The 26,999-nt window shown below is 73.7% G+C and carries 24 protein-coding genes; 15 read left to right on the plus strand and 9 right to left on the minus strand.

All coding sequences use genetic code 11. The features are described 5' to 3' along the window. The first annotated feature begins 26 nt into the window (after positions 1–26). The 3 genes from H181DRAFT_RS18950 (at position 27) to H181DRAFT_RS18960 (ending at position 3,634) form a co-directional block, all read left to right on the plus strand. Complete coding sequence (locus H181DRAFT_RS18950) at positions 27–593, plus strand: hypothetical protein (RefSeq protein WP_175439804.1); 567 nt, start codon at positions 27–29, stop codon at positions 591–593. Positions 594–683: 90 nt separating this feature from the next. Next, positions 684–1,961 carry an MFS transporter gene (locus H181DRAFT_RS18955; RefSeq protein ID WP_074467940.1) on the plus strand — a complete coding sequence of 426 codons (1,278 nt, stop codon included), beginning with the start codon at positions 684–686 and terminating at the stop codon, positions 1,959–1,961. A 146-nt stretch (positions 1,962–2,107) separates the two neighbouring features. After that, a complete protein-coding gene (locus tag H181DRAFT_RS18960) occupies positions 2,108–3,634 on the plus strand; it encodes an AlkA N-terminal domain-containing protein (RefSeq protein WP_045865737.1) in 1,527 nt (508 codons plus the stop codon). 57 nt (positions 3,635–3,691) lie between these two features. Here the strand turns inward: H181DRAFT_RS18960 and H181DRAFT_RS18965 are convergent, their stop codons facing one another. After that, positions 3,692–4,081 (minus strand): PPOX class F420-dependent oxidoreductase, encoded by a 390-nt coding sequence (locus H181DRAFT_RS18965; RefSeq protein ID WP_045865738.1) that lies wholly within the window; start codon positions 4,079–4,081, stop codon positions 3,692–3,694. Positions 4,082–4,207: 126 nt separating this feature from the next. On the opposite strand from H181DRAFT_RS18965, the gene H181DRAFT_RS18970 reads away from it, so the two are divergent. Next, a complete protein-coding gene (locus H181DRAFT_RS18970; protein ID WP_045865866.1) occupies positions 4,208–5,614 on the plus strand; it encodes a protein phosphatase 2C domain-containing protein in 1,407 nt (468 codons plus the stop codon). A gap of 163 nt (positions 5,615–5,777) precedes the next feature. After that, the gene (locus H181DRAFT_RS18975) at positions 5,778–6,140 is read left to right on the plus strand and encodes a hypothetical protein (protein WP_045865739.1); all 363 of its coding nucleotides are present in this window, start codon (positions 5,778–5,780) and stop codon (positions 6,138–6,140) included. A gap of 139 nt (positions 6,141–6,279) precedes the next feature. Here the strand turns inward: H181DRAFT_RS18975 and H181DRAFT_RS18980 are convergent, their stop codons facing one another. Both H181DRAFT_RS18980 and H181DRAFT_RS18985 read right to left on the minus strand, forming a co-directional pair. After that, a complete protein-coding gene (locus tag H181DRAFT_RS18980) occupies positions 6,280–7,305 on the minus strand; it encodes a DUF2637 domain-containing protein (protein ID WP_045865740.1) in 1,026 nt (341 codons plus the stop codon). Between the two features lie 182 nt (positions 7,306–7,487). Continuing rightward, the gene (locus tag H181DRAFT_RS18985) at positions 7,488–8,348 is read right to left on the minus strand and encodes a (2Fe-2S)-binding protein (RefSeq protein ID WP_045865741.1); all 861 of its coding nucleotides are present in this window, start codon (positions 8,346–8,348) and stop codon (positions 7,488–7,490) included. Positions 8,349–8,464: 116 nt separating this feature from the next. Here H181DRAFT_RS18985 and H181DRAFT_RS18990 point away from each other — a divergent pair, with 116 nt between their 5' ends. After that, positions 8,465–9,427 carry a GntR family transcriptional regulator gene (locus tag H181DRAFT_RS18990; protein ID WP_078895833.1) on the plus strand — a complete coding sequence of 321 codons (963 nt, stop codon included), beginning with the start codon at positions 8,465–8,467 and terminating at the stop codon, positions 9,425–9,427. 112 nt (positions 9,428–9,539) lie between these two features. Here the strand turns inward: H181DRAFT_RS18990 and H181DRAFT_RS18995 are convergent, their stop codons facing one another. Further along, positions 9,540–10,271 (minus strand): hypothetical protein, encoded by a 732-nt coding sequence (locus H181DRAFT_RS18995; protein ID WP_045865868.1) that lies wholly within the window; start codon positions 10,269–10,271, stop codon positions 9,540–9,542. 297 nt (positions 10,272–10,568) lie between these two features. Further along, complete coding sequence (locus H181DRAFT_RS19000) at positions 10,569–11,150, minus strand: HhH-GPD-type base excision DNA repair protein (protein WP_045865742.1); 582 nt, start codon at positions 11,148–11,150, stop codon at positions 10,569–10,571. Positions 11,151–11,382: 232 nt separating this feature from the next. Here H181DRAFT_RS19000 and H181DRAFT_RS19005 point away from each other — a divergent pair, with 232 nt between their 5' ends. From H181DRAFT_RS19005 to H181DRAFT_RS19010, 3 genes are all read left to right on the plus strand, one after another. Further along, positions 11,383–12,501 carry a hypothetical protein gene (locus tag H181DRAFT_RS19005; RefSeq protein WP_045865743.1) on the plus strand — a complete coding sequence of 373 codons (1,119 nt, stop codon included), beginning with the start codon at positions 11,383–11,385 and terminating at the stop codon, positions 12,499–12,501. Between the two features lie 105 nt (positions 12,502–12,606). Then, the gene (locus H181DRAFT_RS29510; protein ID WP_158715453.1) at positions 12,607–12,780 is read left to right on the plus strand and encodes a hypothetical protein; all 174 of its coding nucleotides are present in this window, start codon (positions 12,607–12,609) and stop codon (positions 12,778–12,780) included. Positions 12,781–13,070: 290 nt separating this feature from the next. After that, positions 13,071–13,787 carry a hypothetical protein gene (locus H181DRAFT_RS19010; RefSeq protein ID WP_139131723.1) on the plus strand — a complete coding sequence of 239 codons (717 nt, stop codon included), beginning with the start codon at positions 13,071–13,073 and terminating at the stop codon, positions 13,785–13,787. Positions 13,788–13,920: 133 nt separating this feature from the next. On the opposite strand, the gene H181DRAFT_RS19015 is transcribed toward H181DRAFT_RS19010, so the two are convergent. Both H181DRAFT_RS19015 and H181DRAFT_RS19020 read right to left on the minus strand, forming a co-directional pair. Next, positions 13,921–14,226, minus strand: coding sequence for a DUF1330 domain-containing protein (locus tag H181DRAFT_RS19015; RefSeq protein ID WP_045865745.1), 306 nt, complete (start codon positions 14,224–14,226; stop codon positions 13,921–13,923). Between the two features lie 168 nt (positions 14,227–14,394). Beyond that, on the minus strand, positions 14,395–16,236 hold the full coding sequence (locus H181DRAFT_RS19020; RefSeq protein ID WP_045865746.1) for a PucR family transcriptional regulator: 1,842 nt from the start codon (positions 16,234–16,236) through the stop codon (positions 14,395–14,397). A 231-nt stretch (positions 16,237–16,467) separates the two neighbouring features. Between H181DRAFT_RS19020 and H181DRAFT_RS19025 the strand changes: the two genes are divergently transcribed. The 5 genes from H181DRAFT_RS19025 (at position 16,468) to H181DRAFT_RS19045 (ending at position 23,365) form a co-directional block, all read left to right on the plus strand. After that, positions 16,468–17,379: an FAD binding domain-containing protein gene (locus H181DRAFT_RS19025; protein ID WP_045865747.1), complete on the plus strand. Its 912-nt coding sequence runs from the start codon at positions 16,468–16,470 to the stop codon at positions 17,377–17,379. Then, positions 17,370–17,942: a (2Fe-2S)-binding protein gene (locus H181DRAFT_RS19030; protein WP_045865748.1), complete on the plus strand. Its 573-nt coding sequence runs from the start codon at positions 17,370–17,372 to the stop codon at positions 17,940–17,942. The genes H181DRAFT_RS19025 and H181DRAFT_RS19030 overlap by 10 nt, the downstream gene beginning before the upstream one ends. Before the next feature lies 1 nt (position 17,943). Continuing rightward, positions 17,944–20,382 (plus strand): xanthine dehydrogenase subunit D, encoded by a 2,439-nt coding sequence (pucD, locus tag H181DRAFT_RS19035; RefSeq protein ID WP_045865749.1) that lies wholly within the window; start codon positions 17,944–17,946, stop codon positions 20,380–20,382. 190 nt (positions 20,383–20,572) lie between these two features. After that, positions 20,573–22,075, plus strand: coding sequence for an NCS2 family permease (locus H181DRAFT_RS19040; protein WP_045865750.1), 1,503 nt, complete (start codon positions 20,573–20,575; stop codon positions 22,073–22,075). Between the two features lie 108 nt (positions 22,076–22,183). Further along, positions 22,184–23,365, plus strand: a complete 1,182-nt coding sequence (locus H181DRAFT_RS19045; protein WP_045865751.1) for an XdhC family protein — start codon at positions 22,184–22,186, stop codon at positions 23,363–23,365. A gap of 26 nt (positions 23,366–23,391) precedes the next feature. Here H181DRAFT_RS19045 and H181DRAFT_RS19050 read toward each other — a convergent pair whose 3' ends face one another. Further along, entirely contained in the window at positions 23,392–24,447 is a 1,056-nt protein-coding gene (locus H181DRAFT_RS19050; protein WP_045865752.1) for an ArsR/SmtB family transcription factor, read from the minus strand. A 218-nt stretch (positions 24,448–24,665) separates the two neighbouring features. On the opposite strand from H181DRAFT_RS19050, the gene H181DRAFT_RS19055 reads away from it, so the two are divergent. Next, on the plus strand, positions 24,666–26,501 hold the full coding sequence (locus H181DRAFT_RS19055; RefSeq protein ID WP_045865753.1) for a helix-turn-helix domain-containing protein: 1,836 nt from the start codon (positions 24,666–24,668) through the stop codon (positions 26,499–26,501). A gap of 12 nt (positions 26,502–26,513) precedes the next feature. Here H181DRAFT_RS19055 and H181DRAFT_RS19060 read toward each other — a convergent pair whose 3' ends face one another. After that, positions 26,514–26,993, minus strand: a complete 480-nt coding sequence (locus H181DRAFT_RS19060) for a hypothetical protein (protein ID WP_052708643.1) — start codon at positions 26,991–26,993, stop codon at positions 26,514–26,516. Positions 26,994–26,999 lie beyond the last annotated feature (6 nt).

Below are 26,999 nucleotides of genomic sequence, written 5' to 3' on the forward strand. Positions count from 1 at the left end.
GCGCGTTCGGGCCGCGCGAGTTCCAGATGGTGCTGCTGCGCCGGATGGCCGACTTCCAGCAGGGCCTCGTCCAGGAGGCGCTCGTCGAACTGGGCGCCGGACGCGCGGAGATGAGGGAGGCGAACCGCCGCTGGCAGGCCATGCTGCGCGCGCCGGGCGGCCGGAGCGCCGCAGGGCGGTACCGCTCGGTGCTCGGCCCGCCGGCCGGGGCCGTCCACCGGAAGCTCGGCGATCTCGACTGCGAAGCCCTGACGTGGCGGCTGCCGCTCTGGCCCGGCCTCCGGTTCGAGGTGCTGAGCGTCCCAGGCGGCGGGGTCGTCACGGAGTTCCTGGTGCGGGCTCCCGGTGCCGCGCCGCCTCCGCTGCGCACCCTGGAGGACCTGACCCCGTGGTCCTGCACGGTCGACGAGGCCGCGCGCGCCTTCGCCCCGGCCCGGCCCCTGGAGGGTTCGGCGCCGAGCCGCTGGCGACTGGGCTTCACCGTCCGCGACGCGGCCGGCGTACGGCACGAAGTGATCGCCGAGTTCACCTGGGGGCTGCTGCAGCGGCTCCCCGAGGTGCGCGCCCTACCCGGCGGCCCGGAGCTGCCGTAGCCTGAACGCGTGAACTGGCGACATTGACCCTCACGGAATTCCAGAAGCACCGCGACGACGGCCCGGGCCCGGCCCCGGCGTTCCGCCGCGGTGGCGCGCCTTGCCCGCCGGCTGTGCGCCTACGCCTTCCTCGAAGACCTGATCCTGCTCTACCCGGTCTACGCGCTGCTCTTCGCCGAACACGGCCTGTCCACCGGCGAGATCTCCTCCCTCTTCATCATCTGGTCGTGCGTGACCTTCGTCCTGGAAGTGCCTTCCGGGATGTGGGCCGACCTCTTCTCACGGCGCCTGCTGGTCGTCCTCGCACCCCTGCTGACGGGTGCCGGGTTCGCACTGTGGACGTGGCTGCCCTCGTACCCGGCGTTCGCCTGCGGGTTCCTTCTGTGGGGTGCGGGCGGCTCGCTGTCCTCGGGCTCGCTGCAGGCCCTCGTCTACGAGGAGCTGGCCCGCCACGACGCGACGGCCTCGTACGCCCGGACCATGGGCCGCTCCCAGGCGATGGGCACCACCGCCATGATGGCGGCGACCGCACTGGCCGGACCGGTGCTCGGCGCGGGCGGCTACGAGGCCGTCGGGGCCGCGAGCGTCGTGGTCTGCCTGCTCGGCGCGGCCGTGGGCCTCACCCTGCCCGAGCCGCGGCGCGGCAGCCCGGGCGGAGCCGCTCCGGGAGAGGCCGAGCGGAGTGCGGGCGGTACGCCCGAGGGCGGGTTCGGCTCCGTACTCCGCGCCGGAGCCGCCGAACTGCGCGGCTCGCGCGCCGCTCTGCGCGCCGTGCTGCTGAGCTCCGCCGTCACGGGGGCGCTGATGATCGACGAGTACGTGCCGCTCCTCGTGGGGTCGATGGACGTCGCCGATTCGACGGTGCCCACGCTGATGCTGCTCGTCTCGGCGGGGGTCGCGGTGGGCGGCTGGTGCGCTGGCCGCGGTACGCCCCGGCTGCTGGGACCCGCGCTGGGTGTGGCGGCCCTGGCGCTGGCGGCGGGCTCGGTGAGCGGTCCCGCCGGAACGCCCCTGCTGGCCCTGGCGTTCGGGATCTTCCAGTGGGCGATGGTCACCTGCGACGCGCTGCTCCAGGACCGGGTGACCGACCGGGCACGCGCGACCGTCGCCTCCGTGGCGGGCTTCGGCGCCGAGGTGTTCTCGGTGCTGCTGTGCGCCGCCTACGGCCTGGGCTCCGGCCGCTGGGGGCACAGCACGCTGTTCGTGCTCGCCGCGGTCCCGTACCTGCTGATCGCGCTCGCTCTGCTGCGGCACGGCCGGAGACCGGACGCGGGGGGCGGGCCCGACAAGGGCGAGGGCGAGGAGGGCGAGGAGAAGGGGGTGGCCGGGCGCGGTCCCTTGGGTGAGGAGGCGCCCGAGGGGCGGTAGCGCTCCGGCGGTGACGTCCCACGGTGGCGTCCGGCAGCGACGACCGCCGGCGACGTGGGACGGCGACGTGGGACGGTGACCTGGGACGGTTACGTCCGAAATCCGCCAGTGGCGGACCCGGCAGCCGGAGCAGACTGGATGCCGTGATGACGGACGAGAGCAGGTACGAGGCCGTACGCAGCCGGGACGCCCGCTTCGACGGGGTCTTCTTCCTGGGCGTGCGCACGACCGGCATCTACTGCCGCCCGAGCTGCCCCGCGGTCACCCCGAAGCGGGAGAACGTGCGCTACTACCCCTCGGCGGCAGCGGCCCAGCGCGCGGGGTTCCGCGCCTGCCGCCGCTGCCGTCCCGACGCCGTGCCGGGCTCCGCCGAGTGGAACGTGCGCGCGGACCTGGTCGGGCGGGCGATGCGCATGATCGGGGACGGCGTCGTGGACCGCGAGGGCGTCTCGGGGCTCGCGCGCAGGCTCGGGTACAGCCCCCGCCAGGTGCAGAGGCAGCTGACCGCCGAGCTGGGCGCCGGCCCCGTGGCCCTCGCACGCGCCCAGCGGGCGCACACGGCGAGGGTGCTGCTGCAGACGACGTCCCTGGCGGTCACGGACATCGCGTTCGCCGCCGGGTTCGCGAGCGTCCGGCAGTTCAACGGCACGATGCGTGAGATCTACGCGCGCACGCCGGGGCAGCTGCGCAGCGCGGCCCCGCGCGGCGGGCACAGCCGGCGGCCGGCCGAGGAGGGCGCGGGCCGTCCCGCCACCACGGGCGTCGCCCTGCGGCTGGCGTACAGAGGGCCGTACGCGGCACGGGAGGTCTTCGACTTCCTGGAGTGCCGCGCCATCGCGGGAGTCGAGGAGACGGCAGGCGCTGCCGGGACCCGCACGTACCGGCGCACGCTGCGGCTGCCGTGCGGCACGGGCGTCGTCGAAGTGGACGAACACCACGCCGGGGACCGTCCGTCCGGGCGGGAGCCGGGCGCGCCGGGGGAGACGAGCGGATGGCTCGACTGCCGGCTCCACCTGGCCGACCTCCGGGACCTGACGACGGCGGTGCAGCGCGTGCGCCGGCTCTTCGACCTGGACGCCGATCCCCGCGCGGTGGCCGAACGGCTCGGTGCGGACGAGGTGTTGGGTGAGCTCGTCGCGCGGCGCCCCGGACTGCGGGCACCCGGCGCCGCCGACCCGCACGAGCTGGCCGTCCGCGCCGTCCTCGGCCAGCAGATCACCGTCGCGGCGGCGCGCACCCTCGCCGGACGGCTCGTCGCCGCGTACGGGAAGCCGCTGCCCGCGCCGGACGGAGGGCTCACCCACCTCTTCCCCGAGTCGGACCCGCTCGCGGAGGCACCGCTGAGCGAGCTGGGCATGCCGGAGCGCCGCCGCGCCACGATCCGTACGGTCGCCGCGGCGCTCGCCGACGGCACCGTGTCCCTGCACGCGGGCGCCGACCGCGACGAGGCGGAGCGGTCGCTGCTGGCCCTGCCCGGCATCGGGCCGTGGAGCGCGGGCTACATGCGTATGCGGGCGCTGGGCGACCCGGACGTCGTCCTGCCGGGGGACGTGGGAGTGCGGCACGGGCTCGCGCTCAGCGGCGCCGATACGACCCGGTCCGCGGAGTGGCGGCCGTGGCGCTCCTACGCCCTGCACCACCTGTGGCAGGTCGCCGCGGGCGGCGGGCGCTGAGCGGCGGGGCCGGCGGGTGGGGACGTGAGGCTCACCGCTCGTGAGGCTCGTCCCTCGTCACACCTCGTCGAGTCCCCAGCTGTGCACCCAGCGGGGGTGGACGCGGATCAGCTCGTCGCTCAGGCCGGGCGCCAGGTCGTGCGGCCCCGTCAGCAGCTCCGCCTCTCCCCGGATCTCGACCCCTCGCACCGTCCACGGGTCGGTGCTCACGACGTCGTCGACCACGAGCGCGAGCCGCGGATCGGCCAGCAGGTTGCGCCAGCGGCGGGTCCGGGCGAGGGCGACCCCGCCGGAGAGGACCGTCCCGTCGTCCTGGAGGAAGTACCCCACGGGGTTCACCTGCGGCTGGCCCGAGGGGTCGACCGTGGCCATGCGGCACAGCCGCCTGCCGGCGAGATAGTCGCGTTCGGCCTCGCCGAGGGACCGGCCGCGTGGTGAAGCGCTCATGCCGGAAGGCTCACACGCCGTGGACGCGCACGCACCGGGCGCCGGTCCGACCGGGCGGCCGGTGCGGGGCCGGGACGGGCGCCCGGGGAGGTCTTTCCCACCGCGAGTGCGGGCAACAATATGAGCATGACTCAGCAGGGGAGGCCTCGCGGACCGCACTCGGGCCGGCAGGACGACTGGTGGAGCCAGTTGTACGACCCGGGGTCACCGGACACCGGCCGCAGCGGCGCGGGCGACACCCTCGACGACCGCTACGCGTCCGTGCGGCGCACGATGGGCCCCACCACGGCACCACCCGCCGCGCCTACCACTGAGCCTCCCGCCGCGACCCCTCCCGCCACGCCCAGCACGCCCGCCACGGAGCCTCCCGCCACGCCCGCCACGGAGCAGGAGCCCACCGCGCCCGCGCCTCCCGTCGCGATGCCGGATTCCGCGGGGTCCGAGCCCGCCGAGACGGGGCGGCGTCCCGTCCGCGGGGGCGGGGAGCTGCCGGACGCGGGCGGCTCCGCGTCCGGTGAGGGCGTGCCCCGGCGTCCCGCGCACGTCGGTGAGCGGCCGCCGACGTACGAGGCGGAGCCCGCGACGTTCCCCGCCGCCGACCCCGCGGCACTGTCCGAACTCGTCCCCGACACGGTGCTGGACGGGGCGCACTACGGCGGACTCACCCTGCGTGCGGCGTCGTTGCGCGGTGACTCCGCCCGCCACCGCGGCGCGCTGCGGCGCGACGCCCTGCTGACCGCACGGTTCGGTTCGGGGGAGTCCGCCCTGCTGCTGGTCGCCGTCGCGGCGGGCGGCCGGGCGGCGACGGGCGGGCACAGGGCGGCACGCGAGATCTGCCAGTCCATGGGAGAGGTGGTGGGCCGCAGCCACGCACGCCTGGCCGAGGACATACGCGCCGACCGCCGCGATGCGCTCAAGCCCGGCCTGCAGCGGCTGACGGAACGCTGCTACGGCAAGCTGCGCGCGCAGGCGGCGGCGCTGGGCGTCCAGCCGGAGGAGTACACCGCCGATCTGCGCTGCCTGCTCCTGTCGGCCGATCCACGCTGCCGCACGCGGGTCTTCTTCGGCTGGGGGGACGCGGGACTCTTCCGGCTGCGCTCCGGGTCCTGGCGCGACCTGGAGGCCGGCCCGGGCGGCTCTGCCCTCCACCCCGGCGACCCCGCGGCGGACGACTCCGGGCAGGAGGCGGCCGCCTCCTCCGCCGGGCTCCTCGACCCCTCGGAGCTCGCCGACCTGGCCGCGCTGAGCGTCCCCTCCACGCAGCGCGTGCCCGTGCCGCCGCCCGCTCCCCGCCAGGACCCCGACGCGTTCCGGTTCCGCGCCGCGGAGGCGCGGCCGGGCGACGTCCTGCTGCTGTGCAGCCAGGGGCTCGCGGCTCCGCTGAGGGGTGAGCCCGCCTTCGCGCGGCAGCTGGCGGGTGCGTGGACGGACAAGCCCGAACCGCCGGGCCTGGCGGCGTTCTTGGCGGACGTCCAGCTCCGGGTACGGGGCTACGCGGACGACCGCACGGCCGTCGCCGTCTGGGAGGGCTGACCCGGCGCCGACCGGTACGACGGCAGGCCGGGCATGCCGCTTCCGAACACTGCGGCAGGTTCACCCGACCTGTTCGTGTCCGTCCGCACATGCGAATTACGCGCGCTCAATACTGCTCGGGGTGAGCCGGCACCCGGCCGGCCGTCGAGGAGAGGAGACGCGTATGAAGATGAACCGTGCGATCAGCGCAGGTGTGCTGGCCCTGGGGCTGCTGGCCGGCGGCGGATGGTCCGCGCAGGCGGAGCCGGTGAGCGCGCAGAAGCCGGCAGGCGGCGCGAAGATCCCGGGCTACGAGGTCGTCAGGCTGGAGAACCAGAACGTTCCCAACTTCCAGCGCCGCGTCGTCCGCTGCCCGAAGGGCAAGAAGGTCATCGGCGGCGGCGCCGAGGCGCGCGGCAACGAGGCGGTCCTGGTCGGCAGCTTCCCCACCGACGACAACCGCGGCTGGATCGGCCTGGGCCGGCAGCCCGGCAACCCCACCGTCGGCATCAGCGTGTTCGCGATCTGCGCCTACACCGGCCGCTGAGCGGCGTCCCCAGCCTGAACGCAGCGAACCCCGCTCCGGCCCTGAACGCACACGCACACGGACACCGGCCCGGCCTGCCCCCCAGGGGGACGGACCGGGCCGGTTCCGTTTTCGGGGTGGCCGGCGACAGCCGGGCGGGTCACCCGAACTGCCGCTCGATCTGGGAGAGTTTCTCCTCCAGCGAGTCGAGCCGCGGGCTCGCCGCCGCGACGGATGCGTCCAGGTCGCCGGCGCCGCCGCCCATTCCGCTCGCGGGCCGCGAACGCAACGGCAGCATCCCCGTACCGGCCTCGCCCACCGCCTGGGCCGGGACGACCGCCGCGGGCGCCGGAGCGTCCGCATCGGGGCGCCCCCGGCCACGTCCCCGCCACCGGTGCTGACGGTTCAGCGCCTTGACGCGGGCCCGGTCGAGCTTCTCCTGCTCGCGGCGGCGGAGACGTTCCTGCTCCTGCCGACGGCGCTCGTCACGGACCTCTTCCACCGCCTCGTCGAGCGTCCGTACGCCCTCGAGCAGCATCAGGGACCAGGCGCGGAAGGTCTCGCGTGGCGCCCGGAGCCAGCGCACCACGCGGATCTGCGGCAACGGCCTCGGAACGAGGCCCTGTTCGCGCAGGGCGGCCCGCCGTGTCTGCTTGAGCGCCCGGTCGAAGAGGATCGCTGCGGAGAGCGACATGCCGGCGAAGAACTCCGGCGCCCCGGCATGGCCGTCGCCCCGCGGCGCGTGAACCCAGTTGAACCACGCGGCAGCCCCCGCGAACGCCCAGACGAGCAGCCGCGACCCGAGGGACGCGTCCCCGTGGCTGGCCTCGCGCACCGCGATGACGGCCGAGAACATCGCCGCGCCGTCCAGCCCGAAGGGGACCAGGTACTCCCATCCGCCGGAGAGGCGCAGGTTCTGCCTTCCGAAGCCGACGAGGCCGTGGAAGGAGAGCGCCGCGGCGACCGCCGCGCAGCAGAACAGGAGCAGGTACGCGGCGGTGGCGTACAGGGTCTCCTTGCGTCTGCGCCGCTGCTCCATCTGCTCCCAGGAGTCGGCGTGTTCGTCGTCGCCGCCCTTCCTGCCCGTGGCCCGTGTCCGTGCGATCACCACTGCCGCCGCCAGGGCGCCGGCGAGCAGCACGGCGCTCGCCACCACCCAGCTCAGCGGTATGTCCGTCACTCTCATCGGTCTGCCCCTTGCCGCCCGGCACGGGCAGGCCGGTGGCCCGCCGGCGCCGTGCTCGCCTCGGCTGCTGCGTTGTCGCGGAGCATCCTGGCCCAGCGGAGGCCGCAGGAAGGCGAATTCGGTACAACTGGCCGCCAACGGGGGGCAGTCCGTATCGACAGGGGTGTTCTGTGTCGAACTGCTCAGCGATCGGGGGACAGGCGCGCGATCCGTTCCGCGTCGCACGTGCGGGGGCACGTCACACAGGTGTCCTCCGGGCGCAGCGTGTAGTAGAGGCAGCAGCTCGCCCGGTCCCGGGTGGTGAGCGACTCGCCCTTCGTGCCCGTGAGTTGACGGAAACCCGCGCTCTGCGCGTACGGGGTGGTGCCGCCGGGGAGGAGCACTCCGGCTTCGCGCATCGCGCGCTCCTCCTCGCCGAGCAGGTGCCCGAGATACCAGAGCCCCTCGGTGATCTCGTCGGTCGCCATGCCCCACAGCGCCCTGCTGCCGCGCCGCATCCTGGGGCGGAACGCCTCCAGCACGGGGGTGAGGTGCTCCGCGACGGCCGCGCGCACCTCGGCGCGCAGCGCCTCCTCGTCCGCCACGACGCGGGCGCCGGGCTCGCGCGCGGCGGGATCGCCCGGCAGGCAGGCGAACTCCTCGACACGGACGGAGAGTTCACCGAGCGTCCGCTGGAAGGAGACGGCCTCGACGGGGATCCGCGGCACCCGCCGGTGCAGGAACCAGGGCATCGTGACGAGAAGGCAGACGGGCCACGCGTAGCGGTGCAGCGCGAAGCTCGCGACGACGTCGGGCCGGGGCTCCTGCCCGTAGTCGCGCCGGGCCTGCTCCTCGTCCCAGGCGAGGAAGTTCTCGAATGTCGCCCCGCCTTCGGCCAGACAGGTGGCGCGGACCCAGCCGGCACCCGATTCCGGGGTACCGCCCCGGGGCACCTCGCGCACGCGCAGAGAGGGAAACACCTCGGTCAGGCGCGCGTAGGCCGCGGTGAGCGGCGAGGCGAGGGACGGCTCGGACGGGGCGGGGGCGACGGCGTGCAAGGGCATGGGCGGACCACCGAATCGAAGATCACCGGCAGGTTAGCCTTACCTTATCCGATGCCGCAGAGGTTTGATCTCGCGCCGGGTCCGCCTATGGTGCACAGCGAGACCTGGAGGGGCAGATGGAGCAGACCGGAGCGGATGCGCCCGAACAGGAGGGACGCACCGCACTCCACCCCCGCCTTTTGCCTCAGTCGCTTCCCGCGGGAGAGCAGCACCCCGCGGGGGCCGACGACGACCAGGGGGCACGGGGTGAGCATGTGCACAGCGAGCCCGCGGCACCGGGACGGACCAGCGTCCCGGTCGTCCCGCGGGCCCGGGGAACGTCGGGATCGCGCGACGCCGCACGGGCGGCGGGCGTGGGCGCCGCCGCGACCGCCATGGGCGCCGCGGGCCCGCGCCCGTCCGGCCGCGGCACGCCCGCGAGGGGTGCCGCGGGCGGGCGCGCCCCTGGCGGAGCGCCGAAGCAGCCGGAGCGCCACTCCGTACGCGCGCAGGTGCTCAACGCCCTGCGCGAGGCGCTGCTTTCGGGAGAGCTCGTCCCCGGCGAGGTCTACTCGGCACCGGCACTGGCGGAGCGGTTCGGTGTCTCCGCGACGCCGGTGAGGGAGGCCATGCAGCGGCTCGTCTGCGAGGGGGCCGTCGAGACGGTGCCCAACCGCGGTTTCCGCGTCGCCGTCTGCAGCGACCGTGACCTCGCCGAACTGGCGGAGATAAGAGCCCTGTTGGAGATCCCGTCGGTGCTGGAGGCGGCCCGCGCGATGCCGCCCGAGTGCTGGGAGCGGTTGCGCCCCTACGCCGACGAGGCGCTCCGCACGGCTCAGTGCGGCGACCGTACGGCTTACGCGGAGGCCGACAGCGCCTTCCACGGCGCTCTTCTGGAGCTGACGGGGAACCGCCAACTCGTCGCCGTCGCCGCGGACATACAGCGCCGCGCGCAGCGCCGCCCGGCTCCCGTCGCGCCGTCGACGTGCGCGGCGGAGCTGCTGGAGGACGCCTACGGGCACTTCGAGATGCTCGACGCCCTGCGGACGCGTGACCTGGCCACCGTCGAGAGGCTCATGCGCGAACACGTCGCGTGCTGAGGCGAGTTCGACCCGGCAGACGGCAGACGGCAGACGGCAGACGGCAAGCGGCGGGGAGACCTCCCTTGGGGGCGTCCCCGCCGCTCGCCGTCTGCCGTCTGCCGAAGTGCCGTCAGTCCGTGGTGAGTTGGTCCGCGAGCCAGACGGGGACCCCGTCCAGCAGGCGGAAGAAGCGGCGCGCCTCGGCACGGAGCCTCGCGGCCTCCGGCTCCGGTTCGACGTCCGCGAGGGCGGTGAGGGCCGGGGCCATTCCGACGAGGTAGCCGAGCTCCTCACGGAGCCGCAGCGACTCGCTGAACCCGTGCCGCGCCTCCGCCACTTCGCCGTCGCGCAGGGCGAGCCCCGCCAGGTGCCGCCAGGTGAAGGAGCACAGCAGATCGTCCTCCAGGGCCGTCGCGGCGGCGTGCGCACGCCGGTACGCGGCCAGAGCGGACTGCGGTGTGTCGCTCAGATGCTCGGCGAGGAGTCCGCGCCGGTAGTCCAGCATCGCCCTGCCACGGGCATCCGGCGGCAGCAGCGCGGCGGCCCTGCCGAGGGCGGCGCGTGCCTCGTCGGACCGGTCGCGTACGCCCAGCACCGTCGCGGTGTAGGCGAGTTGGCCCCGCTCGCAGGCGGCGGCGCCGCGCTCCTCGTCGTCCTGCGCCAGCGCCTCCGCCGCGCGCAGGGCCGCCTCGGCCGCGGCGAACCCCTCCGAGGTGAACATGCACCGCTCGACGAGCAGTGCCGCCCGGCGCAGGCAGGCCGCCGTCTCGGTCTCCGCGTAGGGGTCGAGCAGCGCGGCGGCGTCCTCCCAGCAGCCGCGGGAGCGCAGACGCCATACGGCGCGGTCCACCGGCGAGGCCATGCCGAGCCGCTCCGACGGTGCCCCACCGCCGAAGGCCGGTGACGGCTCGCCGCCCACGGGATCCAGCCGTACCGATCGAGACATGGCGGTTTCCGCCACAGTTGTCCTCCCAAGCGCGCCGTCGAGCTTCGAGCCGGATGTGAGCGCATCTCAGCACGGATGCGGGACCCGGCCAAGAGTGCGCTGTGAATCAGTTCACAAAGTTTTACTCGATGGCTTCCGGAGTCCGGCAGGCGCCCCCGTACTTGGGCTCCGACCTGCGGCGGCGGGGAGGGCACCGGCGGGCCGGGGCGCGGCTCACGCCTTCTTGCGCGCCTGCTTCTTCGCCTCCTGCTTGTACGCGCGGACCCTCTCCAGGGACTCCTGGCCGGTGATGTCCGCCGCCGAGCGGTGGGCGCCGCGCTCCCCGTACGCGCCGGCGGCCTCGCGCCAGCCTTCCGGAGTGACGCCCATCTGCTTGCCCAGCAGGGCCAGGAAGATCTGCGACTTCTGCTTGCCGTAGCCGGGCAGCGCGTTGAGGCGGTCCAGGACCTCCTTGCCGGTGGACGCGCCGCGCCACACGGCGCTCGCGTCGCCGTCGTAGTGGTCGACCAGGTACTGGCAGAGCTGCTGGACGCGCTTGGCCATGGAGCCGGGATAGCGGTGCACCGCCGGCTTCTGCGAGAGCAGCGCCGCGAACTCCTCCGGGTCGCGGGCGGCGATCGCGTGGGCGTCCAGATCGTCCTGGCCCATGCGCTGCGCGATGGTGTAAGGGCCGGTGAACGCCCACTCCATGGGCACCTGCTGGTCCAGGAGCATGCCCGTGAGGGCGGCCAGGGGACTGCGGCTGAGCAACTCGTCGGCTTCCGGCTGCTGGGCGAGCCGAAGGGTGATGTCCATGCCCCGATGATCGCGCTCCCGTGGGCGTACCGCACGTGCTTCGCCCGGGCGGAGGTGTCGGTATGATCCTCGGCGCGCTCAGCGGCGGAATCGGGGGGATGGGTGTGACGAGGACGGCCGACGGGTCGAGAGGTGGCATCGGCCGCGATTCGGCATGGCATCCCGCCGCGTTCACCGATGCCGTGACACCTCGTCCGGGATGCCCGGCCGTCACCTCTGGGGGGTCGGGCCGATGAATGACACCGGCACCCACGACGTCGAGGCCGCGCCCGCACCGCGGCGACCCTGGTGGCACTGGCGCCGCCTCACGCGTGGGCGCCTGCGTCCCGCTCTCGCCGCGGTCCTGGCGGGTGCGCTACTCGGCAGCCTGGGCACGGCGTGGCAGAGCGAGACCGGACCGTTCGCGGATGACCGGGCCTGCTGGGGTGCGCTGACGGAGAACGACGTCGCCGCCCTGTTCCGGGGGAAGACGGACATCGAGACCTCCGAGATACCCGTCACCGTGGACAGCATCGGCTCGGAGGGCCCGTCGGGACAGTGCCTTCTGCACTCACCGCGGGGACACCGGATCACGGTCCAGGTCCACAAGCTCGATGCCCGGTTCGCGGGCGCGGGGGACCAGTGGGCGGACGAGTTCCTCTCCGCGCGGATGACCCCGCTGGGCAGCGGGCTGCTGGGTATGGCCTCCGACACCCGGGCATGGGGCGCGATACCTGACTCATGCACCCGCCGGCCCGACAAGGAAGGTCCCGTCGTGATCGACATGGAGACCGGTTGGACCGTCTACGACGACGAAGTCGACGCCGCAGAGCGCGATCGGCTCGCCCGCGCCGTCGTCAGACTCCTCAACGGCTACATGCGCAGTGAGGGCTGCGAAGGATCCGTCCCCGACGGGGTGGACCGGATGCCGAAGCCGCCGCGCTTCAACGACGAGAGAGCGGACGCGATCTGCGGCATCGAAGGACTGCGTTCCACGGCCGTGCGCAAGACCTACCTGGACCGCCCGCTGGTGACGAGGGGCGAGGGCCCGGTACGCACCTGCGACCGGGACGTGCTCTTCGACCACCCCGGCCTCCGTCTGATGACCGTCGAGGATCCACGGCTGTCCGTGCTCTACGAGAGCCTGGCGTTCGACGGCGGCAAGGAGATCCGGACCGCGGAGGGCCACGGCTTCGTCCGTCGGGACCTCGGACTGTTCCAAGCCGAGTGCGAGACCGGTGACGTCACCTTCCTCGTCCGCGCACGCAACGGGCGCCATCCCGAGCAGATCCGATCCCTCCTCCCTCGCTACGTGGCGAAAGAAGCCGACCGCATCGGCTGCGGCCCGTTGCGCATCACCCTCACCGACTGAGCCGGCGCGACGGCCTCCCGCGCACCCGCCGCAGGCCGATGTCGCCGAGGCGCTGTACACAGCGGCCCTTTGGGGCACCCTGGTGAGGGTGGAGGGGCACAGCGCATGAGCACTCACCGGAGGAAGAAGGCGGGAGGCGCCGGGCGGGCCGGTAACGCCTTGAACCGCAAACTCCGCCCCCCGTCGCTGAACGGCGGCCGACGGGCCGAGCTCGTGATGTTCGCGCTGGTCGCGCTGACGATCATGATGATCGCGGCCTCCGTCGTCCAGCTGTCGTGAGGGCCGGCCGGCGGGAGCGCTGCCTGAGCCCCACGGCGCTCCGGTGCGGTCGCCGAGGGCTCGCGGGCCGGGGCTCCGCAGGGCTCCAACCACCTTGCCGCGGGCGGCCGTCGAGGGCCCGCGTGGACGTCCGCCGGCCCGCTCACGCCGCGCCGCGTCGAGCGCCGGCGACGTGCGGCCGATCGGCCTGACGTCCGGTTTCAGGTTCTCCGGCGCCGGGGACGGTGTGGACTCACCGCAGCCACCAAGCCCCGCGCCTCGACGGCGCGCGACGCGAAGCCGAGGTAGCCATGCGCTGGACACGTGCTCGACGGACAGCCGTATCGGTCGTTCTGGCCGGAGTGATCGCCGCCGCCTCGGCGGCCATGTCACCCGCCGGTGCGGACCCGCGGGACGATACCGGCCCGGCCCGGAAGGCGGCTGCGGAGAAACCCCGCCCGGCCGAGCCCCTGCCCCCTCGCCTTCCGCGCGACTTCCGGGGGAAGGGCAAGTGGATCGTCCGGGACCTCGGCATCACGGTGCCGTTCACCTGGGAGGGGCGGAACGGCGACAGCCAGATGGTCGCGGGCGGCCCGCAGTACCCGATCTGGTTCACGAACCTCATCTACCGGGGCTCGCTGTACACGCTGACGTACAAGTGGCCGAACCTGACCGACCATTCGTGCTCGCGCATCCCCGGCTTCGACCGGGAGACGCTGAACGAGGCGCTCGCGGGCTCCCGGTTCGTCGGACGGGAGACCCTCGACCTGAACGTGCCACGGCGCGTGAACCACTGGCGGGTCGGCGTGGTCGTGCCGCAGCGGCCTCCGGGCAAGTTCCTGCGGTTCCCGCTCGCGCTCGGCGACATCTACGTCGACGAGAAGAACAGGGGCACGTTCTGGCAGGTCCTGCAGTTCGGCGTGCAGAACCTCTACGACCCCGAGCTGGACGAGTGGCTGCGGATGGACACCTTCCAGCACAAGCCCGGAACGGTGACGCTTCCCCGGCGCTGCGCGTCCGCTTCGTGACCCGGGCGCCCCGCCCTGGAACGGAACCCTTCCCGGAACCGTGACGAAGCGGATCCGGAACCTCCCGCCGGACCACGCCTCCCGTGCCGTGAGCCCCGTCCTCCACAGCTGACGACAGCCCGGAGGACGGGGCTCACGGCGCTGCCGGACCGCCGCCCTCGACGAAGAGCAGCCGCCGGTCGAGTGCCGTGGTCCGCAGTGCGAGAGCCTCGGCGTACTCGGGGGAGGCGTACCAGCGACGCGCCGCCTCCATGTCGGGGAACTCCACGACGATCAGGCGGGCCTCCTCGGGCCAGTCGCCCTCGACGGCCTCCGGGTGCCGTCCCCGGGAGAGGTAGCGCCCGCCGTGCTTCTCGATGGAGGCGGAGGCGAGTCCGCGGTACGTCGCCGCCTGCTCCTCATCCAGCACGGTGACTTCGGAGACCACGTAGGCAGGCATGGACCTCGGATTCCTGTAGGTGCGGTTACGGGTCCGGCCGGGGCGGTCCCGGGGGGCGTGAGCCCGGCGGGCTCCGGAGGACCGGTCTTCCGCACCGGAGCCGACCGTGAGATCCGTCCAGCCGCGAGGGGCAACGATACAGATCGCCGGGTGGCGGTCCCGGGCCGCTCAGCTCAGGCGCAGCGCCAGGTAGAAGTCGAGCTTGTCCTCCAGCCGCGACAGGTCCCGTCCTGTGAGCTGCTCTATGCGGCCGATGCGGTAGCGGAGGGTGTTGACGTGCAGGTGGAGGCGGGTCGCGCAGCGCGTCCAGGAGCCGTCCGCGGCGAGGAACGCGGAGAGGGTCGGCAGGAGTTCGGCACGGTGGCGGCGGTCGTAGTCGTGCAGCGGAGCCAGCAGCCGAGCGGTGAAGGCCCGCCGGACGTCGTCCGGGACGAAGGGCAGCAGCAGGACGTGGGAGGCCAGCTCCTCGTGACCCGCAGCGCAGACGCGGCCCTCGCGGGCGGCCGCCACCCGGCGTGCGTGCCGGGCCTCTTCGACGGCTCCGTGCAGCCCTTCGGCGGAGTGCACCACGGCGCTGACGCCCAGCGTCAGCCGCCCGCCCCGGGCGAGGCCGCACTCCAGCGGTTCGCGCACCGCGGCCAGCAGGGTCTCCGCGCTGAGGCCGGGGTCCGGCCGAGCGGCGCCGGGGGCGTGCCCCTGCCCGCTCGGGGCGCCGGTGCCCGGGGGCCCGTCGCGGGTGCCGGAGAGCGACGGGAGGGGGACGAGGGCCACCGCTTCCCCGCATCGGTGCGTGACGGCGACCGTGTCGGCGGTCTCGCCGTCGTGGGAGGCGCCCGTGGTGCGGGGATCGAGCAGGATCTCCTCCAGCAGTGCCTGGCACCGCGCTCCCCGCACGGCCTCGGCCGCCTCGGTCGTCGTCCCTGCCGCGTCGGCCGTCGCCCCGGTCGCCTCGTACTCGTCGGCGGGCCGCTCCGCCGTCTCCTCCAGCCGGGCCACGACGACCTGCCAGTGGGGCGCGCTGCCCAGCCCGGGCAGCAGTACGGGGGCCGCGACGCGCAGCCGGGCGGCGATCTCCGCGGGACGGGCCCCGGCGTGCAGGAGCTCCAGCACCTCCATGGCGAGCCGGCGGCGGACCGTGCGCCCGGCGTCGCGGCGTTCGCGTTCGGCCGCTATCAGCTGCGTGACGCCCTGGAGGAGGTCGAGCCGCTCCGTCGGCCACTCGCCCGCGTCGTCCTCGACGGCGAGGAACCACTCGCCCAGTGACGGCTCCGCGAGGTCCGCCGAGTGGGGGCGGCCGGCGGAGGGGCTCCCCGCCGTGCTCCGCACGGGGAAGAGGGACCAGACGCCACCGGCGGCCTCCGCCCGGTACGGCCCGGGCCGTCCGCCGCGCGCGGCCGCGAGATGCTCCCCGGCCAGCCGCGCGCGTACGTCCGGCGGCAGGGCCGAGCGGCCCCCCGGGCCGTCTCCCGCGGCCGGGCCGTCCCCCGCGACGGCGCGGCCCGTCACGGACAGCACCCAGGCGCGCAGATCGAGGTCGGAGCCGAGCAGGTCGAGTACGGCGTCGGGCCCGCCTCCCGCGGGGCCGGGCGACATCATCCGGCGGTGCCGCTCCACCACGGCGGCCAGGTCGCCCGCCCGTTCGGTGGAGACATGCCGCAGCACGTGCTCGGTGACCGTGGCGAACGCGACGTCCTCGGTCACGGCGAAGAGCGGCATCCGGTGGCGTGCGCAGGCCTTCACGAGGTCTTCGGGCACGAGGCCCAGCTCGGCCTCGCCTGCCGCGAGCCCGGCCACCCCGGCCTCGGCGAGGACGCGCACGAACGGTTCGGAGTCCTCGGGGGAGCGGAACCACGCGAGGCCGGTCAGGACCAGTTCGTCCCCGGACAGGTAGCGGCCGGGATCGCGCAGGTCGGTCGTCATGACGCCTCGCACCGTACGGTCCAGCTCGTCCTCCCCGGTGAGGAGGCGCAGCCCGAGCGAGCCCGTCCCCAGGAGTGCGCGCAGCCGCATGGTCTTCGCCGCCGTTCGTCTCTAGCCGTCGGATGCCGCGAGTGTGCCGCTCACCGGCGTTCGTTCGAATCTACAAGAGGGAGCTTGCGAGGGGGCGAGTGCTTCATGGTTTCGGTGACTGCCGCCGACGGGACATGGATCTGTGTACTGGACCGGTATCGCCCGCCTCGTCACCGACCTGACGGCATCGAGCGCGCCCGGAAGCGAAGAGAAGCGAATAGAGAAGAGCTTATGGAGTTTCTGCGCCCCGCGAGTTGGCAGGAGGCGCTCGCCGCGAAGGCGGAGCACCCCTCCGCAGTCCCCATCGCCGGCGGCACCGACGTCATGGTCGAGATCAACTTCGACCAGCGCCGCCCCGGCTGGCTGATGGACCTCAACCGCGTCCCCGAGCTGCACGAATGGGAGACGGGAGAGGACAGCGTGCGGCTCGGTGCGAGCGTCCCCTACTCGCGGATCATCGAGAACCTGCGCGCGGAACTGCCGGGTCTGGCGCTGGCCGCGCACACCGTCGGTTCGCCGCAGATCCGCAACCGGGGGAGCGTCGGGGGGAATCTGGGCGCCGCGTCACCCGCGGGCGACTCGCACCCGCCGCTGCTGACGGCCGGCGCGGAGGTCGAGGCGGAGTCGGTGCGCGGTTCGCGCCGCATCCCCGTCGAGGAGTTCTTCACCGGCGTGAAGCGCAACGCCCTCGCCGAGGACGAGCTCATCAAGTACGTGCACATCAAGAAGGCGACGGGGCCGCAGCAGTTCTCGAAGATCGGCACGCGGAACGCGATGGTCATCGCGGTGTGCGGGTTCTCCGTGGCGCTGCACCCGGAGAGCCGCAGGGTGCGGGCGGCCGTAGGATCCGCGGCGCCCACCCCGTTCCGGGCGACGGAGGCGGAGGACTTCCTCAGCGCCGCGCTCGACGAGGAAGGGCTGTGGGACAGCGACCGCATCGTGCCGCCGTCCGTGGCGCGGAGGTTCGCCGAGCTGTGCTCGGCCGCCTGCAAGCCCATCGACGACGTACGCGGCAGTGCCGCCTACCGCAGGCACGCCGTGGGCGTCATGGCCCGGCGCACGCTGACCTGGGTCTGGGAGAGCTACCGCACCGGGGGCCGCGGCGGCGCCCGCAACGACGAGGGAGGCACCCGATGCGCGTGACGTTCACGGTCAACGGGCGGCGGCACGAGGCCGACGACGTGTGGGAAGGCGAGTCGCTGCTGTACGTCCTGCGCGAGCGCATGGGCCTGCCCGGCTCGAAGAACGCCTGCGAGCAGGGCGAATGCGGTTCGTGCACGGTCCGCCTCGACGGCGAGTCCGTCTGCGCGTGCCTCGTGGCCGCCGGCCAGGTCGAGGGGCGCGAGGTCGTCACCGTCGAGGGCCTCGCCGACCTCGCCAGGCAGCGCGGCGGGGACCCCTCCGAGGGCGCCGTCGACGCCGGCCTCTCTCCGGTGCAGAAGGCGTTCGTCGACGCGGGCGCGGTGCAGTGCGGGTTCTGCACGCCCGGCCTGCTCGTCGCCGCCGACGAACTCATCGAACGCAACGCGAGCCCGTCCGACGCCGACATCCGCGAAGCCCTCTCGGGAAACCTGTGCCGGTGCACCGGCTACGAGACGATCCTCGACGCCGTGCGCCTGGCGGCGGCCCGGACCGGCCAGCCGGCCGGCGCGGGAGCACCGGACGCGGGACCGGACGCGGGCACGTCACAGGGAGGAGCGATCTGAGATGGCCGATGCGACCCGACTCCCCACCACCATCACCCAGGTCTCCCAGGGAACCGCCGCGAAGGGCGGCATCGGGGAGTCCACCCTGCGGCCGGACGGCACGCTGAAGGTCACCGGCGAGTTCGCCTACGCCTCCGACCTGTGGCACGAGGACATGCTGTGGGGCTGCACGCTGCGCAGCCCGTACGCGCACGCCGAGATCCGCTCCGTGGACGTCTCGGAGGCCCTGAGGATCCCCGGCGTCCGCAGCGTGATGACGCACGACGACCTGCCCGCCGCCACGCACTACGGACTGGAGATCCAGGACCAGCCCGTGCTGGCGAAGGACCGGGTCCGCTACCACGGCGAGGCCGTCGCCATCGTCGCGGCCGACCATCCGGAGACCGCCCGCCGCGCCGCGGCGAAGATCCGCGTGGACTACGCCGAACTCCCGCCCGTGTACGACGAGGAGAGCGCCACGCGCGAGGGCGCCCCCCTGCTGCACCCCGGGCGCAACGACCACCATTCCGGGCACGTCGCGCACCCCAACATCCTGCACAGGCAGCCCATCGTGCGCGGCGACGTGGCCGCGGCGAAGGCCGAGGCGGACGTCGTCGTGCGCAACGACTACGAGGTCGGCATGCAGGACCAGGCGTTCCTCGGGCCCGAGTCGGGCCTCGCGGTGCCGGCCGAGGACGGCGGCGTCGACCTGTACATCGCCACGCAGTGGCTGCACGTCGACCGGGACCAGCTGGCGCCGGTGCTGGGCCTCCCCGCCGAGAAGGTCCGCCTGACGCTCTCGGGAGTCGGCGGCGCGTTCGGCGCGCGCGAGGACCTGTCGATGCAGGCGCACGCGTGCCTGCTGGCGATGGCCACCGGCAGGCCCGTGAAGATCGTCTACAACCGCTACGAGTCCTTCTTCGGGCACGTGCACCGCCACCCCGCGAAGCTCACCTACGAGCACGGGGCCACCCGCGACGGCAAGCTGCTGTACGCGACGTGCCGCATCGTGCTCGACGGCGGCGCGTACGCCTCGTCCTCGCCCGCCGTCGTCGGCAACGCCGCCTCGCTCGGCATCGGCCCCTACGAGGTCGACAACGTCGAGGTCGAGGCGCTGGCCCTCTACACCAACAACCCGCCGTGCGGCGCGATGCGCGGGTTCGGCGCCGTGCAGGCCTGCTTCGCCTACGAGGCGCAGATGGACGCCCTCGCCGAAGCCCTCGGGATGGACCCCGTGGAGCTGCGGCAGAGGAACGCCATGTCGCAGGGCTCGGTGCTGCCCACCGGCCAGGAGGTCGACGCGCCCGCCCCGGTCGCGGAGATCCTTCGCAGGGTCAAGGAGCGTCCGATGCCTCCGCAGCGGCAGTGGGAGAGCTCCGCTTCCGAGGGGGCCGGCACGGGCGTCGACGTAAGGGCGCTGCCGGGCGGACTGTCGAACACCACGCACGGCGAGGGCGTCGTGCGCGGTGTCGGGTACGCGGTCGGCATCAAGAACGTCGGCTTCTCCGAGGGCTTCGACGACTACTCGACGGCCAGGGTGCGCGTCGAGGTCGTCGGAGGCGAGGCCGTCGCGCTCGTGCACACGGCCATGGCCGAGGTCGGGCAGGGCGGCGTCACCGTGCACGCGCAGATCGCCCGCACCGAACTGGGCGTCTCCCGTGTGACCATCCACCCCGCCGACACCCAGGTGGGCTCCGCCGGTTCGACGTCCGCGTCGCGGCAGACGTACATGACCGGCGGCGCCGTGAAAAAGGCGTGCGAGTCCGTGCGCGAGAAGGTCCTCCGGCTGGGCCGGGAGAAGTTCGCGGGCGGCCATCCGGCATGGACGGAGGGCGCGGAACTCCGGTTCGAGGACGGCAAGATCGTCACCGCGGGCGGTGAGGCCGTCGCGGCCCTGGCCGACGTGCTGGAGGACGAGGCCGTCGAGGACGAGGTCGTCTTCAGGCACCGCCCGACCGAGCCGTTCGACCTCAAGACGGGGCAGGGCTTCGGGCACGTCCAGTACTCGTTCGCCGCGCACCGGGCCGTCGTCGAGGTCGACGTCGAGCTCGGCCTCGTCAAGGTCGTCGAACTGGCCTGCGCGCAGGACGTCGGCAAGGCGCTCAACCCGCTGGCGACCGTCGGCCAGATCCAGGGCGGCACTACGCAGGGGCTGGGCCTCGCCGTCATGGAGGAGATCCTCGTCGACCCCGACGGCAAGGTGCGCAACCCGTCCTTCACCGACTATCTGATCCCCACCATCCTCGACACCCCGGCGATCCCGGTGGATGTCCTGGAACTCGCCGACGAGCACGCCCCCTACGGGCTGCGCGGAGTCGGTGAGGCGCCGACGCTCTCCTCCACACCGGCAGTCGTCGCCGCCATCCGGAACGCGACGGGGCTCGCCCTGCGGCGGGTCCCGGTACGTCCGGAACATCTGACCGGCACGGGTACGGGCGCGGGTACGGGCGCGGACGCCTGACGCGTCCCCGGGGCCCCGCGGACAGCCGGGGCCCCAGGGACGCCCGTCCGCCCGTCCGCCCGCCCGTCCACCACCAGTCCTTCCGGTCACGTCTCATCCTCGTCTCGGGCCGTCCCCCGGGTCGTGCATTCCCCATGCCCCGCGGCGCCTCGGCGCCGCGGGCCGCACCGACACGCTTGGGAGAGCGCACATGACCCACTCCACGTCACCGTCCCCGTCCCAGACCCCACCGCGGCAGCGGGCGCACGAGGCGGACACGGATCCGTCCCGGCCGTCCCGGCGGCGCTCGTGGCCCGACCGGTACTTCCGCATCTCGGAGCGGGGATCGACCCTCGCCCGCGAGGTGCGCGGAGGCGTCACGACCTTCATGGCGATGGCCTACATCGTCCTGCTCAACCCGGTGATCCTCTCCGTCCCCGACGCGCAGGGCGCCACCCTCGACCCAGGCCAGACCGCCACCGCCACGGCCTTCGCGGCCGCCGCGACCACCCTGGTGATGGGTGTGGCCGGCAACGTCCCGCTCGCCCTGGCCGCGGGGCTGAGCGTCTCCGCGGTGCTGGCGTTCCAGGTGGCGCCCCAGATGACGTGGCCGAACGCGTTCGGCATGTGCGTCGTCTACGGGGCGGTCATCATCGTGCTCGTCGTGACGGGGCTGCGGCGCCTCATCATGGACGCCATCCCGCAGGCCATGAAGCACGCCATCACCATGGGCATCGGCCTGTTCGTCACCCTCATCGGCTGCGTGCAGGCCGGCTTCGTGACGAGCATGCCCGGGCCCGGCGGCGTCGCCGGCGCCAAGCCGGTGCAGCTCGGCACCCACGACATGCTCACCGGCTGGCCGGTGCTGTGCTTCTCCGTCACCGTGCTGCTGGTCTTCGCCCTCCAGGTACGGCGCGTGCCCGGCGCCATCCTCATCGGCATCGTCGGCGGCACCGTCGTGGCGGGCCTCGTGCACCGCCTCGCCGGACTGGACAGGAAGGACTGGGGCGGCCGGAACGCCCCGGAGATCTCGGGAAGCGTCGTGAGCACCCCGGACTTCGGCCTCTTCGGGAAGGTGTCCTTCGACGGGATCGCGGACGTCGGAGCCGTCACGGTCGGCGTCATCGTCTTCACGCTGGTGCTGGCGGGCTTCTTCGACGCCATCGGCACCGTCATCGGGATCGGGCAGCAGGCCGGCCTCGCCGACAGCGAGGGGCGGATGCCCGGCCTGAACAGGGCCCTGGCCATCGACGGAGCGGGCGGTGTCGCCGGGGGCATAGCCGGGGCGTCCGGCCAGACCGTCTTCGTGGAGTCGACGGCGGGGGTCGGCGACGGCGCACGTACGGGCCTGGCCAGCGTCGTGACCGGGCTCGGGTTCTCCCTGTGCCTGTTCTTCACGCCGCTGGCGCAGGTCATCCCGACGCAGGTCGCGGCGGCGGCGCTCGTCGTGATCGGCGCGATGATGATGAGCAACGCACGGCACGTCGACTGGAGCGAACCGGCGACCACGGTCCCCGTCTTCCTGACGATGGTGCTGATGCCCTTCACCTACTCCATCACCGCCGGCATCGCCGCGGGCACCATCTCCTACGTGCTGATCAAGGCGGCACAGGGAAGGTGGCGCGACCCCGGGCTGTTGATGTGGGTACTGGCGGGCGTCTTCCTGCTCTACTTCGCGCTCAGCCCGGTCGAGGGATGGCTGGGCGTGAAATAGGCGACGGGCACAGCCCCCGGCGCCGGGACGTCCCCCTCGGCGGCCGTGCCGCCGCCGGACGTAGGCTCGCAGGAGCGCCCTGTGAGCGTCCCCCCGAGGAGCCCCCCGATGCTGGATCTCGCCGCTGAACTGCACCGCTGGTGCCAGGAGGAGCGGGACTTCGCCGTCGCCACGGTGGTCGCCGTGAGCGGCAGCGCGCCCCGCAGTCCCGGTGCGGCGCTCGCCGTCGACGCCGACGGCGAAGCCGTGGGCAGCGTCTCCGGGGGATGCGTGGAGGGCGCGGTCTACGACCTCTGCCGCGATTCGATGGACACCGGCCGCACCGTGCTCGAACGCTTCGGGTACAGCGACGACGACGCCTTCGCCGTGGGCCTCACCTGCGGCGGCGTCATCGACATCCTCGTCACGCCCGTCCCGCGCGATTCGGCACGGCGCGCCCTCTACGCGGAGGCGCTGGCGGCCGCTGCGCGCGGCGAGTCCGTCGCGCTCACCCGCGTCGTCGAAGGACCGCAGGAACTGCTGGGCGGTGCGCTGTACGTACCCGCCGAGGGAGACGGCGCCGGCAGCCTCGGCGGCGCCGGCGCCCTGGACGCGGGGGCGCTCGCGGAGACCCGCGCCCTGCTGGCGGCGGGCCGCACCGCGACCGTCGAGACGGGCGCCGGGACCGGGGGCCCTCCCGGAGCCGGGGCCCGCGGCGCCGCGGGCGGCGACGGCGACCCGGAGTGCGGCCCCCCGGTCACGCTCCTGGTCGAGTCCAGCGCGCCGCCGCCGCGGATGCTGGTCTTCGGGGCGATCGACTTCGCCGGCGCGCTCGCCACGACCGGCTCCTTCCTCGGCTACCGGGTCACCGTCTGCGACGCCCGCCCCGTCTTCGCGACGCCCGCGCGCTTCCCCGACGCCGACGAGGTCGTCGTCGAATGGCCGCACCGCTACCTCGACTCCCAGCAGCTCGACGCCCGCACCGTGGTGTGCGTGCTCACCCACGACGCCAAGTTCGACGTGCCGCTGCTGGAACGGGCGCTGAGGCTGCCCATCGCCTACGTCGGCGCCATGGGCTCCCGCCGTACCCATCTCGCCCGCCTGGAGCAGCTCCGCGAGGCGGGACTCGGCGACGCCGAACTGGCGCGCCTGCACTCGCCGATCGGGCTCGACCTCGGCGCGCGTACGCCGGAGGAGACGGCGCTGTCCATCGCGGCCGAGATCGTGGCGGTCCGCCACGGCGGCACCGGCGTCCCCCTCACCGGCGCGCACACCCCGATCCACCGGGACACGGCGCCGCTCGTCCACTGACCGCCGCGGCGGAGGCGCCGGCCCCGTCAGGGCCTGTCACCGGTCGCGGGGGCGGGCCTGCCGTGGAGCGCGGCGTGGTTCCCGGCTCCGCCGGGTGAGGGGATGACGGCGGCGGGGTGGCCGTCGAGCAGGGCGAGTGCGATCGGCGTGAGGGCGTGGCGGACCGTGTTGCACTCCCTGGTGCTGGTGATGAGGTGGGAGTCGCGGAGTACCGCGGCGTGTTCGCTGGCGGACGAGAGCGAGACGCCGGCCCTCCGGGCCAGTTCGGTGGTGGTGCAGTTGCCGCCCACGGATTGGAGGACGGCGGCTCTGGTGTGTCCGAGAAGCCGGGCGAGGTGCTCGCCGGCCGCCCGATCGGCGGTGCGGCGGCGGTGCCGGACGGTGTTCCGCGCGGGGTAGACGAGGGTCGGGGGAAGGGCGGGGTCGGCCAGGGCGACGGGTGTGCGCCGGCAGAAGTAGGAGGGGACCAGCAGCAGGCCCCGTCCGTCCAGGTGGAGGTCCTTGTCGGCGGGGTAGTCGCATTCGAGCACCGGGGGCTGCCAGCGGATGCCTGGTCCGAAGGTCTGCAGCATCGCCGCCGTGCCGCTGTACCACTGGACCCGTGCCCGCCATGCCCGGTCGGCCTCGGTGCCGGACCGGACGCCGTGCCAGGAGGCGCCGAGCGCGACACGGCGGAAGTCGCGGAGCGCGGCGCCCAGTCGGCGCATCACCGGCGCGGAGCCTTCGGCCACGGAACGGGCCCAGGGGCACGGCGGTCTCTCCAGACCCAACCGCTCCATCTGGCCGCGCAGTTGACGGCGCGGCGTGCCGAGCAGCCCGTCCAGCCCCGCTTCGAAACCTTCCGAGCCCTGGGGCGGCGTGAGGAAATCCGGGAAGTAGCCGCGGCTCGGCACCAGGGGCAGCAGCAGCCTCAGCGACGGGGCGGCGTGCCGCAGTACGTGTCCGCGCCAGTCGGCGAGCGCGGGTTCCCGGTCCGGTGCCTGGAGCCGATGCAGGCTCAGGACGGACTCCCAGAGCGGATCCGGTCCGTCGGCGACCCTCGTACGGGCCATGTCTCCGGCAGTGAAATGCACACGCAGCATGAATTCCCCCGATGTACCAAGCGCGTTCCGCAGCCCGTCGGAGCGGACGCCGACGGCTGTGATCGACCTTGCTGTCCCGACTTGTCCCAGAGCAAGCGGAAAGCGGCAGTTGGGACAACGGGACACCGGAACCGCCGTGAGCTGCTAATTTCCATCGGTATGGGACGGTGCGGGGGCAGCGCCCGCGCAAGGGGGAAACCGCGGGAGGGGCGTGCGCGATGCGAACGGGGCGCGGAGCTGTACCCGGCCCACCGGGCCTGGGGGAGGCGCTGGCGGCGCTCAAGCAGCGCAGCGGGCGCAGTTACGCGGCGCTGGCGCACCGCACCGGCCTCAGCCGGTCCACGCTCCACCGCTACTGCCAGGGCGCCACCGTGCCGGGAACCTTCGGGGCGGTGGAGTGCATCGCCCGGGCCTGCTCCGCGAACGACGAGGAAGTCGACGGCCTGTACCGGCTCTGGCGGTGCGCCGTCGCCGACCAGGGGCAGGAGCAGGAGCCCGAATCGGAGCCGGAGCCCGAGCCGGAGCCGGAGCCCGAGCCGGAGCCGGGTGACGAGCGGGATGCCGGTGAGCGGGACCAGGTCCGGCAGCAGGAGCGGCGCACTCCACCGGGGGGCGGAGCCGAGGAGACCTCCCCCGTGCCCGCGGTGGACGGGGCGGACCGGAACGCGGCGCCGGGAGGAAGCGCCGGACTTCCCCTCCTGGCCCAGGCGTTACGCGCCCGGCTGCGTCTGCGCGCGGCCGCGCTCGTGACCGTGCTGACCGTGCTCTTCCTCGTCGTCACCGCCTCCTACCTGGACGGTCCCGGCGGAGGGCAGGACGACGGCACCGTCGCGGGGTCGGCGCGCACCGCGGACGGGCAGAAGCTGGTGGGTCCGGAGTGGTCCGTCGCGCCCGATCCGGTGCCGGCGGAGTTCTTCGGCCTCACGCTCAACACCGACACCGGACGCATGCCGGGCTTCCGGACCGGCGCCGTACGGATGTGGGACAGCGAGACGCGCTGGGGCGGGATCGAACCAAGGCGCCGTCACTACGACTGGTCGACCTCGGACCGGATGGTGGCCGGCGCCGAACGGGCGGGGCACCCGGTGCTCTTCACTCTTTCAGGTACGCCGCTGTGGGCGGCCTCCCCGGACAGCGGCAAGGGGGCGTATCCCGACTCGCTCGCCGCGCCTCCGGAAGACCTCAAGGACTGGGACCGTTTCGTCGGAGCGGTCGCCGAGCGCTACCGGGGCCGCGTCGAGTCCTATGAGCTGTGGGACTATCCGAGCCACCCGCTGCACTACTCGGGAAGCATTTCGACGCTGGCCGAGATGGTGAAGCGTGCCTCCAGGACCATCCGGCGCGCCGACCCCGCCGCCCTGATCGCCTGCCCGTCGTTCGGCGGGCTGTGGACGGCTGAAGGGCGCGAGCGGCTGCGGGAGTTCGCGCGGTCCGGGGCGTACGACAGCTGCGACGCCGCAGCGGTGAAGCTGCCTCCCCGCAGGGCGACCGGGCGTCCCGAGGAGATGATCGGACTCGCGGACGACGTGCACGACCTGCTCTACGAGCAGGGAGTCGGCGGCGTCCCCCTCTGGAACACCGGCACGGACAGGGACATCGCCGTGTCCGAGCCGCTCGACGCCCGCCGCGCGCGCGACTACGCGGTGCGGTTCTACCTGTCGGGGCTCTACAGCTGGTACCACGGCGTCCGCCGGATGTACTTCTACAGCTGGGGAAGCACCCACGTCCCCCTCGTGGCCCAGCCAGTCGGCGGCCGTCCCACCGAGGCGGGGCGGCGGATGGGCCGGATCGCGCGTTGGCTCGGCGGGACGCGGATCACCGCATGCGGCAGGGGCGGGCAGATGGGGATCGCGGAGGACGCGTACACCTGCCGGTTCGAACGCGGGGGCAGCCCCGTCCACGTCTTCTGGACCACCCGGGGGCACGCCCGCGTCACCCTCGCGAAGGGCGCGCACCGCCTGCGTCACATGGACGGCAGGACGGTACGCGCCCGGGCCGGTGAGCGGATCAGCTTCGGCGAGGAGCCGGTGCTGGTCGAACACCGCGCGGAGTGAGCCTCGCCGGGGTCAGCAGTTGACCCACTTGTGGGACGAGAGCTTGTTGTTGTAGGTGGAGCTCAGCTTGTTGATGTAGTGGCCGTCCTTCAGGCAGAACGTGGGCCTGTTCGAGTACTTGTTGTAGAACGGGGCGTTGTAGAAGCGGACGTCGGAGAGGCTTCCGCTGAACCCCTTGTTCAGGACGGAACTCGAACGGTTGTTGGCGCCCTTGCAGTCTCCGCCTTCCGTGTAGTCCTGGTCGTTGTCGTCGTCGGCGCAGATCGGCGAACCGTGGCAGTAGTACGTGGCGTACACGTACGCGTTGCCGTTCCTTCCCGGTGCCTTGCTCTTGCAGTTCGCCTGCGCGGCCCCGATGTCGCGCACGGTGCTCTGCTCCGCGGAGGTCCCGCTCGGTGTGGAGGCGGTGGCGGATGCCGCCGCGGCGGTGATCATTCCGCCGGCGAGTACCGCCGAGGCGGCCGTGGCCAGCAAGAGGTGTGTTTTGCGCATGGTTGC

The organism is Streptomyces sp. WMMB 714 (assembly GCF_900090125.1).
In the GTDB taxonomy this organism is placed as follows: Bacteria; Actinomycetota; Actinomycetes; order Streptomycetales; family Streptomycetaceae; genus Streptomyces; species Streptomyces daqingensis.